Annotated in this window: 13 protein-coding genes and 2 pseudogenes; 11 read left to right on the top strand and 4 right to left on the bottom strand. The window is 39.2% G+C overall.

Going from position 1 to position 14,661, the window contains the following annotated elements:
- Positions 1–144 precede the first annotated feature (144 nt).
- Entirely contained in the window at positions 145–1,812 is a 1,668-nt protein-coding gene (locus ACH59B_RS13985; RefSeq protein WP_016821982.1) for an AraC family transcriptional regulator, read from the top strand.
- Positions 1,813–2,159: 347 nt separating this feature from the next.
- On the opposite strand, the gene ACH59B_RS13980 is transcribed toward ACH59B_RS13985, so the two are convergent.
- Positions 2,160–2,732 (bottom strand): TetR/AcrR family transcriptional regulator, encoded by a 573-nt coding sequence (locus tag ACH59B_RS13980; protein WP_225164764.1) that lies wholly within the window; start codon positions 2,730–2,732, stop codon positions 2,160–2,162.
- Between the two features lie 144 nt (positions 2,733–2,876).
- On the opposite strand from ACH59B_RS13980, the gene ACH59B_RS13975 reads away from it, so the two are divergent.
- The gene (locus ACH59B_RS13975) at positions 2,877–3,557 is read left to right on the top strand and encodes an SDR family NAD(P)-dependent oxidoreductase (protein ID WP_404301857.1); all 681 of its coding nucleotides are present in this window, start codon (positions 2,877–2,879) and stop codon (positions 3,555–3,557) included.
- Between the two features lie 300 nt (positions 3,558–3,857).
- Here ACH59B_RS13975 and abc-f read toward each other — a convergent pair whose 3' ends face one another.
- Positions 3,858–5,345, bottom strand: a complete 1,488-nt coding sequence (abc-f, locus tag ACH59B_RS13970; RefSeq protein ID WP_016821979.1) for a ribosomal protection-like ABC-F family protein — start codon at positions 5,343–5,345, stop codon at positions 3,858–3,860.
- 534 nt (positions 5,346–5,879) lie between these two features.
- Here abc-f and ACH59B_RS13965 point away from each other — a divergent pair.
- The 6 genes and pseudogenes from ACH59B_RS13965 (at position 5,880) to ACH59B_RS13940 (ending at position 10,058) form a co-directional block, all read left to right on the top strand.
- Entirely contained in the window at positions 5,880–6,152 is a 273-nt protein-coding gene (locus ACH59B_RS13965; protein WP_045244603.1) for a phage holin family protein, read from the top strand.
- A gap of 606 nt (positions 6,153–6,758) precedes the next feature.
- Positions 6,759–7,277 carry a hypothetical protein gene (locus ACH59B_RS13960; RefSeq protein ID WP_019687446.1) on the top strand — a complete coding sequence of 173 codons (519 nt, stop codon included), beginning with the start codon at positions 6,759–6,761 and terminating at the stop codon, positions 7,275–7,277.
- Positions 7,274–7,972, top strand: coding sequence for a hypothetical protein (locus ACH59B_RS13955; RefSeq protein WP_045244477.1), 699 nt, complete (start codon positions 7,274–7,276; stop codon positions 7,970–7,972). Before ACH59B_RS13960 ends, ACH59B_RS13955 begins: the two co-directional genes overlap by 4 nt.
- Positions 7,973–8,392: 420 nt before the next feature.
- Complete coding sequence (locus tag ACH59B_RS13950) at positions 8,393–8,932, top strand: hypothetical protein (RefSeq protein WP_145958753.1); 540 nt, start codon at positions 8,393–8,395, stop codon at positions 8,930–8,932.
- Between the two features lie 243 nt (positions 8,933–9,175).
- Complete coding sequence (locus tag ACH59B_RS13945) at positions 9,176–9,484, top strand: DUF2500 family protein (protein ID WP_045244478.1); 309 nt, start codon at positions 9,176–9,178, stop codon at positions 9,482–9,484.
- Between the two features lie 103 nt (positions 9,485–9,587).
- Positions 9,588–10,058, top strand: a pseudogene (locus ACH59B_RS13940) (nuclease).
- 118 nt (positions 10,059–10,176) lie between these two features.
- On the opposite strand, the gene ACH59B_RS13935 reads toward ACH59B_RS13940, so the two are convergent.
- Entirely contained in the window at positions 10,177–10,629 is a 453-nt protein-coding gene (locus ACH59B_RS13935; RefSeq protein ID WP_017427683.1) for a hypothetical protein, read from the bottom strand.
- Positions 10,630–10,871: 242 nt separating this feature from the next.
- Between ACH59B_RS13935 and ACH59B_RS13930 the strand changes: the two genes are divergently transcribed.
- Both ACH59B_RS13930 and ACH59B_RS13925 read left to right on the top strand, forming a co-directional pair.
- The gene (locus tag ACH59B_RS13930; protein ID WP_404301852.1) at positions 10,872–12,287 is read left to right on the top strand and encodes a transcriptional regulator; all 1,416 of its coding nucleotides are present in this window, start codon (positions 10,872–10,874) and stop codon (positions 12,285–12,287) included.
- A gap of 444 nt (positions 12,288–12,731) precedes the next feature.
- On the top strand, positions 12,732–13,154 hold the full coding sequence (locus ACH59B_RS13925) for a hypothetical protein (RefSeq protein WP_044788171.1): 423 nt from the start codon (positions 12,732–12,734) through the stop codon (positions 13,152–13,154).
- 119 nt (positions 13,155–13,273) lie between these two features.
- Here the strand turns inward: ACH59B_RS13925 and ACH59B_RS13920 are convergent.
- Positions 13,274–13,579, bottom strand: a pseudogene (locus tag ACH59B_RS13920) (hypothetical protein); the annotation flags it as partial.
- A 256-nt stretch (positions 13,580–13,835) separates the two neighbouring features.
- Here ACH59B_RS13920 and ACH59B_RS13915 point away from each other — a divergent pair.
- On the top strand, positions 13,836–14,654 hold the full coding sequence (locus ACH59B_RS13915) for a MerR family transcriptional regulator (RefSeq protein ID WP_017427687.1): 819 nt from the start codon (positions 13,836–13,838) through the stop codon (positions 14,652–14,654).
- Positions 14,655–14,661: the final 7 nt, after the last annotated feature.

Here is a 14,661-nt window from a genome sequence, read left to right as displayed (position 1 = left end):
ATTCAGTTCTTTATATCGCTAGTTTTCTAAAATAGCACATACTCCAACTATTAAAAGCTGAACTATAGTTTATAGTTGAAAGCAGGTCATTATATGTTACAATAACGATAATGATTCTCATTTTCAATTGTTGGAGAGTTGCTTATGAATCTAACACCCCTGTATATTAGGCTGCAACACTATGATAGGTTTCAAGTTGACCAGATAATTCTAGCGAACAGCCACAATGAGGGAATGAATGACAATGAAACAAATTTATGCACATTATTGATAGCACTCAGTCACGGCATACGGCTGTATGTAGACAACATTGCAATCGATCTGCGACAAGGAAGCTGCATTCTGGTTTTGCCTGTACAGCGCTACACTATGGAATCAAGCAACAAAGAGGCACAGCTTGTACGCTTTATCTTTGAAACCTTTGAAGTAGAAGGAATGACTTTGAATCCGGTTGCTCATCCACCTTTGCTTTGTGGTTCTCCCTATAATCTGTTAATTTCTCAAGTCAATCGAGTATTAGGGAAAGAAGCATGGATAAGTAACCAATGCTGTTCCTCTCCATCCACATCAGAAATGGCTATGATGCAAGGTAGACTTCAGCTCATTCTGGGGTTGATGGCTCAGCTCGATGAGCAAGTTTCCCAGTTGCAGAACAATGATAAGATAAACTTGGTTCAACAAACCGTACAGTATATGGAACAGCATTATGATGAGGACTTGACCGTTGAAAAACTTGCTTCCATGGCTGGAATGGTCAGATGGCAATATAGTCAGAAGTTTAAAATAATGACTGGCAAAAAACCAAATGAATATTTGGTCCAATTACGTATAAACCGTGCCAAAGAACTTCTGCGTAATTCGACCGAGACATTGGGCAAAATATCTCGACAAATTGGGTTTAAGGATGAATACTATTTCAGTCGGCGCTTTCATAAATTAACTGGACACACTCCGCGTGAGTATTCTAATATTCATTTTCGTGCTGGGCAGAGAACCATTATCGATTCATTTGGCAGAAAAATTCAAGTTCCTAAAGATACAACACGTATCGTGACTGATGGCAAATTTACGCTTGGAGAATTACTCGTTTTAGCCATGCCCCCTATAGGGGCGGCCATCTCGATCATGAAAGATAACGTGATTTATCACAATAAGTTGCGAAATATTCATAATATTGGGCATTGGGCAGATCCAGATAAAATTGCACAACTACAGCCGGAGTTATTATTGCTTAGCTATGTTCATCCTGAACAAGATTTGCAGAAACTAGATGCGATCGCTCCTACTGTTATACTTAACAGTAAGTTTAGACTATTTGAGCGGTTACGGTATATTGCTAAACTAGTTGAACGTAGTAACGCTGCGGAGAAATGGATTACCAGATATGAGGACAAAGTAAGATGGTTACGTAGGCAATTAGCAGATGCTTATGTTGCTGGAGAGACGGCTGCTGTTTATCTCAAGTTTGGTACAAAACTTTATATTATGGGCCAGAGCGGATTGGCTGCCACCTTGTATGAATCTCTTGCCTTTCGTCCTTCTGCCAATGTGATGCACCTAATCGAGCAAGGGCAAGCATGGATAGAAATTCAGCAGCATCAAATAAATCACTATGCTGGCGATCGCAATTTCGTCTTGGCTCCTCGCCAGGAATTGCAAACGGTTGCTCACTGTTCACATATCGCGGCTTTAGCCGATTTAAGTAACGGTAACACTCATTTTGTGGATACTACATGGAATTATGATGATCCCATTACGCGAGGACGGTTGCTAGAGGTGCTACCGTATATATTTAATAAGAAAATTAAGTGATTAGAGGAGGCTTAAACCCTAATCACTATTAATTCAACTTTCGTCACAGGCTACGCACACCATTCAAAGGCGTTTTCGCCTGATCGCGGACAGCGGTTAACCAGCATAACTCGATTAACGAGGAATGTACTCAATTTTAGCGCAGGGAGCTCGCATAAAACAACAGTGGATGAAGAGCACAGTTTAAAAACCACTTTTGACGAATTGATGAAAATTGCTACGAAAATTCGAGAGTAATCTGATATGGGCTGCATCAAAAAACACAAGCGCAGTGCTTGTGTTTTTTATTGCTTCTTATTGTTGGGAGGGAGGGTGAACAATATCAAGAAAATGAGCAAAAACTAGCTTTAAAGAGAGTTCTGCCCACCTAATACGAATAACGAAATTTTCTTAGCAATTTCTTCTTTGTTCAATTTTGCTTTTCCAGAAGCCCATAAAAAACCAGCTTCATGGATTACATTCGCATAAATAGATACGAATAGATCTTTTTCCATATCTGTATATAAGTTTTCTATGCTCTTAAGCAAATACAATTTCAATTCACTCAATATTTTTTCTTTTAATTGGGGTATTACTAAACTTATATTACTTTGGCGACATTGTAATCTCGGTTGTTGGTAAAAATCACAAACAGCTAAAACAAGTTGGCTTATACTTTCTTGATCCAATTTTATTGATCCTGTTGTCCGTTTTGCAATAGCATTTGAAGCGGAATTTCCCATAATGTAATTCAATAAATCGTACTTATCGTTAAAATGTGCGTAGAAAGTAGCTCGATTTACTTGCGCTCCCTCTGTTAAATCTGCCACTGTTATTTTTTCAAAATCCTTCTTAGTTGCTAAATTAAAAAAAGCGTTAACTAAAGATTCCTTAGTATAAGTTGTTCGTAAATTTCTTACTTTTGTCCCCAATTGATTCACTCCTAACCCAATAATTCTTTAATATTGTTGCTATAGCAACATTGGTAACTATATTGTTGGTTGTTCGTTTTGTGTATTAAATTTAAGATGTTAAAACAACACGTGTTGTTATATGTATACCACAAAAAAAGGAGTTTGTATAAAATGAAGACTATAGCAATTATCGGTGCAGGACCTGGATTGGGGTTGTCCCTTGCAAAAAAATTTGGGGAGAAAGGATTTAGGGTTGCTGTCATTTCGCGTAACCCTAAAAAATTAGCCTTAATCGTGAACGAACTAAAGAAGCTAAATATTGAAGCGAAATCTTATGTAGCGGATGTCAGGGATTTGTCAGCACTAAAACAAGCATTAGATGCTGTTAAACAAGACTTTGGTCATATTGATGTTTTGGAATTCAGCCCCTATGCAGGACCTACGCATTTCAAGCATGTGTTAGAAACAACAGCAGAAGATGTGTTAGAACAGATAAAAGGTTACTTACTCCCTGCCGTTCTTTCTGTGAATGAAGTAATACCAGATATGATAAATAATGCTTCGGGTGCAATTCTATTGACCACCGGAATATCTGCAATGGTTTCCTACCCGTCTGTTGGAAATGTTGGTATGGTAATGAGTGGTGTTCGTAATTATGCTACAAATTTGCATTTTGAGTTGAAAGAAAAAGGCATATATGTCGGTCATCTTTCAATTGGCACTGTCATACAAGCAGGTACGGCTGGAGATCCAGATCTTATTGCTGAGGCTTGGTACAATTTATATGAGAAAAAGGATTGTTTTGAAGATACTTTCCCACAAGAGATTAACCCAACCAAATTGTCAAACTAATATAATAAAAGAGATAAGTGGATGTCTTAAAAATCTTATAGGATTGACAGGGAGAGTAGAGCAGAAGAAGCGAGCCCGCTGTAGAATAATATAAGCCTCTCAGTCTTAGTAAGATAACTATTAAACTGTCTTCAATAAAAACATCGGCAGCCGTGGACGAAAAAATAAAATCCTAGACTGCCGATGTTTGATTTAACTATTGCGTGCCTTTAGTTCAATCTTTTTTCTTTTTATAAAAGTTATGGTGCTAAGCTTTCTGCCATTAAAATTATGTCTTACTCCAAGTCACTTTGTAAAATTCTAATCCCCACCGAGTTCAATCGTTTTCGTGGCGACACGGTCATGAAATTCCCGATCATGCTCCACGAATACAATGGTCGGTGTGTACTCAAGCAGCAGCTCCTCAATTTGCATCCGGGAAATCACGTCGACAAAGTTGAGCGGTTCGTCCCAAATATGCAGATGAGCCTCCTCACATAGGCTTCTCGCGATCAGAACCTTCTTTTTCTGCCCGCCGCTAAACGCCGATATATCCTTCTCGAACTGGATGCGGGCGAAATCTAGCTTACGCAACACGGCTTTAAATAAGCTTTCGTCAATTCTGTGCTCTGCTGCATAATCGGAAAGCGTACCTCGCAAATGAGATGTATTCTGGGATACATAGGAAACACGAAGCTGCGGATCCCGTTGAAACGTACCTGTATAGTGCAACTCCTCAGCGTTGAGCAGTTGAAGCAAGCTAGACTTACCTGAACCATTTGGACCTGAAATTGCAATCCGATCTCCTGGTTCAATCGTCAGACTAACGTTCTTGCAAACTGCTCTTTCCCCGTAGTAAATCGTGACGTGATCCAGCATCGCCAGTTCCGATTTGGGATACACGAGCTGAGAGATCGCAAGGCTTTCTGACTGTTCGATATTTCGGAGCAGTTTTGATTTTTCCTCTAAAGCAGTGTGTTGCCGCTGTTCAATGGATTTTGAGCGTTTCATCATTTTGGCTGCCTTATGCCCGACGTACCCCTTGTCAAGTTTGGAACCGGAATTTCGTGTGCCGTTTTTCGATTTTTCGGTCTCGAAAGACCAGCTACTAGTACGTTTAGCGGAAGCTGATAAACGCTGTATGTCTTTGTACAACTTTTCGTTTTGTGCCATTTCGAATGTATCTTGGCGAGTTTTGTTCGTCCACCAGCTGGAGAAGTTGCCTTTTTGGATTTCGATATTCGTTTTGTTGATCGCTAGAATATGATCCACACAGCGGTCGAGAAAAGCCCGGTCGTGTGAAACAAGAATGAAACCGCGCTTCGTATTCAGATAATCGGCAACAAGCTTGCGTGCGTGCAAGTCGAGATGATTGGTCGGCTCGTCGATGAGCAGAAATCGATTGTCTTGGATGAAGAGCACGGCTAGTAATACCTTCGTCTGTTCTCCTTGGGACAGCGATTCGAATGGTCGGTACAACACGTCTTCTGAAACCTTAAGCAGGTTCAGTTCACGCATCAGCTTCCAGTTCTCAAAGCTTGGTACGATCTCTTCGACGACATCTAAGGTCAAATACTCCGGGTGTTCGACGGGAAATGGAAAATAATCAAAGGCAACTGGTGTGGAGATCGTACCGTTGTATTCGTACTTCCCCTGCAGCAGGTTTAAGAACGTCGTTTTACCTCGACCGTTTCGCCCCGTAAAGCCCAGCTTCCAGTCTGTATCAATTTGAAAATGAACATTTTCGAATATAGGGTCATAGCTGCCTGGATAGGCAAAAGTAAGATTGGTTACCTGAATGGCGGGCATGGCAATCATCCTTTCGTTTGGAAATAAAAAGAGCCGCAAGAAAGGTGCTTTCTTGCGGCTCTAATCCATACGAGGAAATAAGACCCTATTCTAAAGGGCCGTATGACTGTCCGGAGAGGGAGCGCAAACGAAATGCAGACCTTTCTTGCAGAGATGAAATAAAACGACCACAGCCAATCGCTGCGTCCGTTCTCTTCGTGATCTCGAAGCAAGAAAGTTCTACATGTATCCGTTCAACTCCCATCATCAAATTACATCCAGTTTATCACAATAGTAATTTAACTACAACCTGTGTTAGTTCCGTTTAGGCTGAAGCCTTGCGTAGATCGACATGCTATTTAGATTGATTACTGTTATTCAACAATCTTCTGCTGTCATTGCTTTGCAACCAGCACGCCAGAAAGAAATACCTATAGGTTTGGATATTACGGTAGGAAATGCATTAGCAGAGATAAATGAACAGTAATTGAAGGGAAAGAAACCAAACGAAGAGGGGTCAGGATAATTTTCCTGAGCTGAGATGGTGGAAGAAGGTTGGATAAGTGGAAGATTTTTAAATTCAGTGCCACTTTAGTTAGCGTTGTGACGTATTTTTACGGTGGGTGGTCGGGAGTATTGGGGGCGGTGTTTACTCTGGTTATTATTGATTATGTGATTGGATTATTTGCTGCTGGTGCAGAAGGTGGTGAGAAGGGAACCGAACCAAATTTAAAAAGTAAGATTGGTCTTCGTCGGCATCGCTCGAAAAGTATTTATTTTTGCAATGGTGGCAGACTTGGCGCACCTATCCCTCTCGTGGCCCGATAGGCCGTAGAAGTTTTGAAAAGTAAGGTATTGCATTTGCCTTCATTAAAGCAAGTCAGGGACAACGATACGTTGCTCAAACATCATTTAAAGAAGCTGGGGGAGAACGTAAGCTTCAGGAGGCTTTGCAGTATGCTTCACTTACTCTTTTCAGTCAAGGTATTGTAGTATCTCAACTAGAGTTAGGATCGCAATTGAGAAGGCATATCATGAGTATAAGGCAAAGACGAAGGCAGTACTTGCTACTGAAGCACAGCCAAACGAGGAGGTAGCACAGGCCGCAGCTAAGGAAGCTGTATCGGGTCTGGCTGCAAAGCTCAATGAATTCTTGGCACAGGCTACTGCAGAAGCCGTACTCACTGCTTCTGCTCAGGTGCAGGTTGAACCTGAGCCTATTCCGGCACCAGTAGAACCTACGCAGACGACTGTAACTACGGAATAAAGAATGAAGAAAATACCCTACCAGCAGTGCTGATGGGGTATTTTTTACCGTAAAAAGAACGTGTGTTCTGGTATGATTGATACATAATAAAGTCGAAAATACATACCATATTATTGTAAACATGTGTATAATATCGTATAACTAATATAAGGGAGGGGATGATAAAGATGAGTTCAATAGGTAAGATTTTCTCTGGACTAACTGGACAAACACCTCGCCCAATTAAAGAAAAAAATAAAGTGCATGAAAATGAAAATTTAGTAATCATTTTCTATGATTATAAAAAATCTAACTCGTATTTGAGTGTACTGAATGATGCTAATGCTAATGGATTAAGACAATTAATTTTTCCCCCCAACAGATTTTCAAAAGTTATAAAAAATCTTTCTGAACTAAATTTTAAAGTTAAAAATATTGAATTTGACCCTCCGCTAAACCAGGAGGATCAACTTTCAATTAATAAAACATTAGTTGAAGGCATTATAGAAGAAAACTTTATAAAGATACATGATGAAATTAGTTTTTATAATTCAGAGCAAGATTCAATACCGAAGAAACTTTCATTTATGAGCAAGAATGGTAACTATTATTCTTTGTTTAATAATGGCGTAATTTCAATTGAGGAAGAAGAGGATGTAGGCGAGCTTAATCCCTTTCTAACTACTCTAAAGGGTGGGGGATTTTGAGATATTTTTGGAATGCATTCAAATATTTATTTACTGTTTCTGCAACCCCCGTTTCTCTCCTCCTTCTGTTGATTTTTAATATAAGACCCTTCAAAAAAATACTAGAAATAACAGGATGGACACTCAATGCCACTAATGTTGAAACGACAACAGCTGCAATTGATTTAGCGATTTTAGTATTATTGTACAATATATTGGGTAAAGTGTTTTCAAAATTTAAAAAGCCTGTTTCAATAAAGTTTTCCATTGAAGATCCTAAAGACCCTGAAGGTGATCTTACTGTGAAATATGACTCCTCAACTGGTTTGAAGAAAATGAAGATAAAAGTATCAGTCGATTATAAGAATAATTTCTTGAAATTTTTATCAAGGTTAGGATCAGAACATTATATTGAAGTACACTGGAATAATTGGTTTACATTTGAGATAGATGAAGAAATCTCAAATAGTATAGGTGGAGCTACATCGGTAAATAAATGGTCTGCTCCTATTTCGCTTGGAAATTATGATTATCAGGCGAAATTCGATATACCTTTCTATTTCACTATAAACAATACATTAAGAAGAAATGGGTCTATAGTCCCTGAATTGAGATTTCATAGTAATTTTGTATTGAATTATGTTATGATTCTATTGACCTACATGTGGATAGACAAAAAAGAGCAAAAAATTGATGTCATTTTACTAAGGGAGTGAACGTTATGTTTGCAGTGCAAATACTACGTTTTGATGGGGTAAGGAGTTTAGAAGAAGCAGCACGTTTACTTGAGGAATCGTCTATATTAGACGAGGTAGTAAATGATGAGCTGTGGCCGGCACACGAACCATTGACAAAACGCTGAATCAGGTGTCAGGATTTGACCTTGGAATTAATGAATTAGTTTCTGGGACACGAGTTCCTGTTCGCTTTTTACTTGCTGAAGGACACAATGAGAGATATAAAAGAAAGGAGAGTTGGTTTGAAGGTGAGGAATTGGTTCCAAAAGAAGATCGCATAAATGTTGTCAAATACAGTTCCATTTTTTTTGAGTATCAACAAGCTGTGTATATAGCTCCATTGATGCCATTTAGTGCAAATTTGAATACATATTGTAGTGATTTGCTACCAACTGAGATATGGAGGCACATCAAAAAGAGCCTTCTGATTATAAGTTAAGTAAAGACTTTTTTTATTGGTTGCTTAATGTATTTACGAGAAATAACAAACTTGTTTCATTTAACCCTTCAATACGAATTCGTTCTTGGACAGGTTTTCATGGAACTACACAAGATACTGTTCATAAATTAATGGGCGAAGGAGAACATATATCGGCTATTCTTGGAACTTTGGCATTCTTGTTTATGGATGACCCATTTAAATCACTAAGCCTAAGTATTCAATACGAAAATGAAAGAATACCTGTGCATTTATGGGCAAATGGAAGTCTCTCGATCCATGATTACGAATATGAGGGAATGTTTGCTAATGCCTATCAAGATGAGAAAAGAAAAGTCCTTTTATCAATTCTGATGTATACCGAAGTCCTACCAGCTCTTTTCCAAGCTTATCAGCAAGCTATCACAAATAATAAATGGAACGAGCAAGCTAAGGAAGAATTCAGAAATTATATAGGTGATGAAATTATTACACGTGTTAAATCTGAACTTCAGATATAAATAAAATGTTTTGAGATTTGTAAACTCGAATAGGAATGGTTATTATCCTTTTTATAACTTGTATTTTGATCATGACTTGCTTCTAACAACATATTGTCCATCTTAGATGCGAAAATATCGGTGATACCCTGCTGGCATACGCTGGTGGGGTGTTTTTCTATTAATTTTCATTGGATATCAAAATAATCAGTTGAAAAGCCGATATTATAATTACCAACGAATGAATATTTAGGAGGATTATAGATGGGCTTTTGGATTCTTTCAGCTTTGGTCGTGGGACTTATTCTTTCAGCGATCATAGGTGCAGATATTACAGCCAGAAAAAATCGTAAACAACCGAAAATAGAACGGATAGGAGAAGTGGTTGATAAACGAGTTAATTGGACCGAAGGATCGTCCTCAAAAACATTCTACATAACCTGCGAGTTTGAAAACAATGAGCGAAAAGAAATTATAGTTAGGGAAGATAAATACGGTCTTTTTGTTGTAGGAGATAAAATAAAAGTAACAAGTCAAGGTACTTGGGACTGGGTAGAACGCGTAGTAACGTAAGGTCATCAGGATATTTACAGAATCAACCAAGCGGTATATACTTTCTATATAAATCCGAAAGCATCGGTAGCACTCCGCTGGCTCAAGCCGGTGGGGTGTTTTTCTGCTTTATAGGGGGAGGAATACATATGTTAAATGGATTTTTACCGTGTTAATAACAATCCTATTAGCTGGATGCAGCGTACAACAAGACGTTGTAAAGACTACTAAGAGCGACCCTGTAGCCGTTCCAGTAACCCAGGTATCGGCTGACACGGTCAAACTGGAGTTTCCGTCAGAGCGCTATCCTGAGACAGCATAGCACATAAAAGAGGCCATAGCAGCCGGAAAATCATCGGTATGCACCATCGAACGAGCAGGAGCCGATCATAACCGCGAGCTGTCCCTTAAAGGCGTGCCGACTAAAAAGGGCAAGGATAGAGACGAGTGGCCTATGGCCTTATGCGCCGAAGGTGGAGAGGGTGCAGACATTAAGTACATAAGTCCAAAGGATAATCGTGGAGCAGAATCGTGGGTCGGTCACAAGCTGGACGACTATGCTAACGGAACAAAAGTTGAATTTATCGTTAAATAGTAAAAAGCCCGGCCGACCTATTAAGGTTAGCTGGGCTTAGTAGACACTAAGTATAGCAAAATTGAATTCAAAAAGTGTCTCGGATATAACTCCAAGATACTCACCTGCTTGAGGTTGGTTAGTTAATGTCTGATGGATACTGACCGGTAGTACCCCAAGCTTCGCCTTCAACTCTGTTACCGCCAGCTCGGAATTGAATTACGTATTCCCCTGATGGCATCCCGTTAGGGTATGAATTAAGACTAGTCCACGTTAATGTATCACCTCTGCCAACAGTTTTATTAAGGTATTCCCTCCCGTTACCCTGCAAGCTCCACGAAATTGTGTTGCTTCCTGTATTCTTCACTTTAATCTTTACATGTCCATAACCTTTTTTGACAGTAAACTCCATCGTCGGACTTGTCCCGCCAAGAACCTCATGTACTTCTTGACCAGTTGACTGGATAACTATACCTCCATGCCTCTTTGATAATTCAACCCCCATAACTGGTGTGGCGGAAGCAGCCAGCGGAGCTACTGCCGTAAGAGCCAATAGACCTGTAAGAATGATTGCTGTGTTTTTAAGCTTCATCAAAAACCGTCCTCCCGAATGGTATAATTTGTACTACTGACCAATCATAGCACATAAAAAGGAATAAAATGTACATTTTCATTAACAAAATGGTAAAAAAATTAATATTCGAAAATATATAATTCTTTTAAGTATTGCATGACAAATATTTCAAAACTTATTGACAACTGTTAAATTATGAACAACAATAGAATGCAATAATATATAAGTTTTGGAATTTCTGTATGAAGGGTGGATATGACATGAAGCATACACCTACGATTAGAGCAGAATTAGACAGATACCTACAACAAGAAGGTTTGAGCATGACGGAGTTTGGACATATAGCAGGCATGAATAGGGGAGCGGTAAGCGCCATTGTTTCAGGGAATAAGTCTATGTCTGTTAACCAGCTTGACTTAATCACTGAGGCTATGGGTTTACCAGAAGGTCACTTTTATGATCTATTTATAGAAAACTACATCATCGACCATCCACCCAATATGAGGCGAATCGAACCGTTTTTGTTTCGTTGTGCGGAGTTGGACAAGTTGGATGCGATCCGTCGAGTGGTGGGAGCCATCATGGACAATCTACTTTATTCACCCAAGCTATTTGAAAATGCAGAGGAATTATTGGTACAGGGACGACATAAGGCTGCATTGCTGCTCTATGAAGGGGTAGCTGAAGCGGAGAGATATCAACATTCTGAACGTTTGGCAGTCTGCCAATATCGTATATTCACGATTCAGATTGGGGACGATCAAAGCCAAAATGTTAGGGTAGCAGCCGTTTTTGAGGCTTTTGTCGAACGCTTAGATGAAATAGAACAGCTTGACGCGCTGAAGGATTTAGCTAACGTGTACAGGTCTTTGCGTAAATGGGACAAGGTAGACGAAATGGCAAGGCAAATGAGAGCTAAAGCTGTAATCCAATACTCGTTTGTCCATAACGAGCAACACAAAGATGGAACGCTAGAAAAGAAAACAAGAGGACCGTTATTTGGATACATTGCTTATGCTGATCTATTGTGTGCCAGTGTTTGTGAAGCCCGGGGCGATTATCAGCAAGCTTTACAATATACATATGCCTATGCTGATTTAGACTGGGTTAAAGAGGACGACGAGGATACTAAGCACTGGATGAACTTGTTCAGTCAGTGGGCAGAAGGTAATACTTACGTATATAAGCTTTTATCTGGAGATATAAATGTACTGCATGATTATGTTGAATATATTGTAGCGACATCAGAGACTAACGAAAATGAAAAGATATCAAAACTGCTTAATGTTATAATTGCCGCAAACCAATATAGCATAGATGTAGACGATATACTAAAACGATTTGAAACCCTTATCGGGACTTTTTCACAACAACTATCATCAGATGATATGTACACCAGACAAGTGATACCGGATTATATCGCGTGGTTTGGTTATGAGTTAGGTTTTTATTTTTTACATCGAGGGAAGTACATTGATGGCTTTAAATATTTGATGAATGCAATGGTAAAGTCACATATAATAAATAATGAAACTTACTTTATAAACTGCATGGGGTTGTTTGTTCGTTTTCAAGCCCATGCGGTTCCTGAAACTAAAGCTGAGTATTTCAATCTTATTGAAAGGGTGTGGGAAAACAATGTTCAAAAAAGTGGTACTTCTAATCATTGCGGCTAGCTTTTTGTTGATTGTTACTGTGCCGGATCAAGCCTTTAACCATCACCATAGTATTCAGCCTAACGTTACCATTGGAGGATTTTAAAGCTAAAGCTCTGCTAACCTTATGGTTGGTAGAGCTTTCTTTAGTGCAGGAATTACCACACATACGGCAGAATAACTATCTGAGGTGATCAGTATGAACCATACATATAAAATGTTAAAGCCGGGTATAGAACTATTTACAGCTGCATTAGGATAGTAAGAGTATATGTAGTACAGCCGTTGGGAGAGGGTTTGATAAATATTGTGGACTACGGTGGAGAAGTTTACACTGGAGTCGGTTAAGATTAATGGATTGTGTTTCTTTCGTAATAGTTTGAATTTAGAGTAGAAGTGAAAGGACCTACCAGATTGTAGATGGTGTCACTTTAAGGTAGAGCATATCAAAAATAGGAGGGGAAAATGATGAAAAAAAGAATATTTCAGTTCTTGATTTTATCTTTATCTATAGCAACTACGGTAGGTGCAGTTCCAGCTTCACCCAGTAAAACTAGTGGAAACAATATAATTTCTCAAAGATCGGGTGGAAGCGCAACTGTAAAAGAAGCCTTTAGTGTCCCTAAAGGATGGGGGCATGTTAAACTTTGTATGAAGAATCACTCTGATCATCCAGTAAGAGTAAGTTTAACTCACAGCGGTTCAAACAAACTATATATTGAAAGTTTAATAATCGTTCCTCACGACACAGTGACTTGGAAATCTACAGACCAAGGTTTTAGCGACGGATTGCGTTCTGGAGACTACATACTTCAGTGGAGAGGCAGCGATTATAAAGTTGACGGAGAAACATGGGGAGTAGCTGATTCACAGCCTGGAAACCTCTAAATTACTCTAGGAATACAACTTGTCCTTCTGGCCATTTGATGCGGAAAGTTAAATATGTGTTTGTTCAAGCCAGCAAGTGAATTAATCCCCTTAATTGGTGGGAGAGCTTTTTTCGTTAATCAATTTGAATTTAGAGCAAATGTGAGAAAGGATTCCGCTGGTATGTAACCAGTATGGAGTCCTTTGTTATTATTGTGCTTATCAATGGCAAAGAATGAAGGGCCTCTACCTGCATCTTTAGCGTCATACCAAGCGATGAAGGCGTTCAATTCTTTTTTACTCAAATCGAATTCTTTATCAAATCCATTATCCATTGTTACAGTCAAAATAGCGCGATCACCAGTTGGTTGCGATGATCTATCTGTATCCGATGATCCAGGTGTTGTAGACGGATCGGGCTTTGTTGATGGATCAGGTGTTGTGTTTAAATACTATGAAGGTATCGTATGATAAAAGAAATCGCAAGAGGATTAATTGTATTTTTAAAAGAGTGGAAGCAAGTGTATAAAAGGTTTTCAGGTGGTGCAGGTCCACGGTGGTTCCGACCTTTTACACCAACATAGGTTGAGACAAGGAAGGCAATCGATCTTAGATATGAAAAGGAGAAACATTCACACCCTTGACTTTCCCCTGCACGGGAAACTGTATACTCCCATTATGTTATAGATTGGAGATGATATTTTGTTTAAAATCAGTGAGTTTTCCAGGCTAAGCAAGGTCTCTTTAAAAACTCTTCGCTATTATGACCAGATTGGCATACTGAAGCCGAGAAAGGTGGATCGCGATACTGGCTACCGTTTCTATTCCGCAGATCAGCTTCTTGAGCTCAACCGAATCCTATTCTATAAGGAATTGGGTTTCACTTTGCCACAAATTACACAGTTGCTCCACGAAGATATTACATTGGAGAATATTCAAGGGATGTTTAAGCTGAAAAGAAGCGAAATCCAGCAAATCATCGATACGGAACAAGCCAAACTTGTCAGGATTGAGGAACGTATGCAGCTTATAGAAAAAGAGGGGCAAGTCGAAACAGGGCAAGAAATCAGAGTCAAAGCAGAAGGTGCCAGGCAGTTTCTTTTTCAGAAAGCATGCGGGAGAGAAGAGGACATTCCAGACCTGTTTCGTAAATTTAATCAGTTATTAACAAAGGAAATTCGCCAGTTGACTCAAGGTCCGCAGGTTGTTTTGTGGAAAGAAATAGACGGAAAAGAGGATGAGTTCGAGTTTGAAGTCGGTTACTTTTTAACCTGTGAGTTGCTATTATCTCCAGACCCATTTCGGCTACGGACTCTTCCTCCTGAGCCGATGATGGCCACAATGGCTTTTCGTTCAAATTCTAACTTTGCTTGTACAGCCTGTGTCCATTTAGCTACGTGGATTGAGAAAAATAACTATCAGATCAAGGAAAACGAATCTGGTAGGGAAATATATTTACCATTATCTCCAGAACAAGATGCACAATTCATGGAAATACAAATTCCAATTATAAATAAATAACTGGAGA

This window comes from Paenibacillus sp. DP01 (genome assembly GCF_044784315.1).
GTDB classification, from domain to species: domain Bacteria; phylum Bacillota; class Bacilli; order Paenibacillales; family Paenibacillaceae; genus Paenibacillus; species Paenibacillus polymyxa.
Note: the sequence above shows the minus strand (reverse complement) of the source record. Positions and strands in the feature narration are given on the sequence as shown.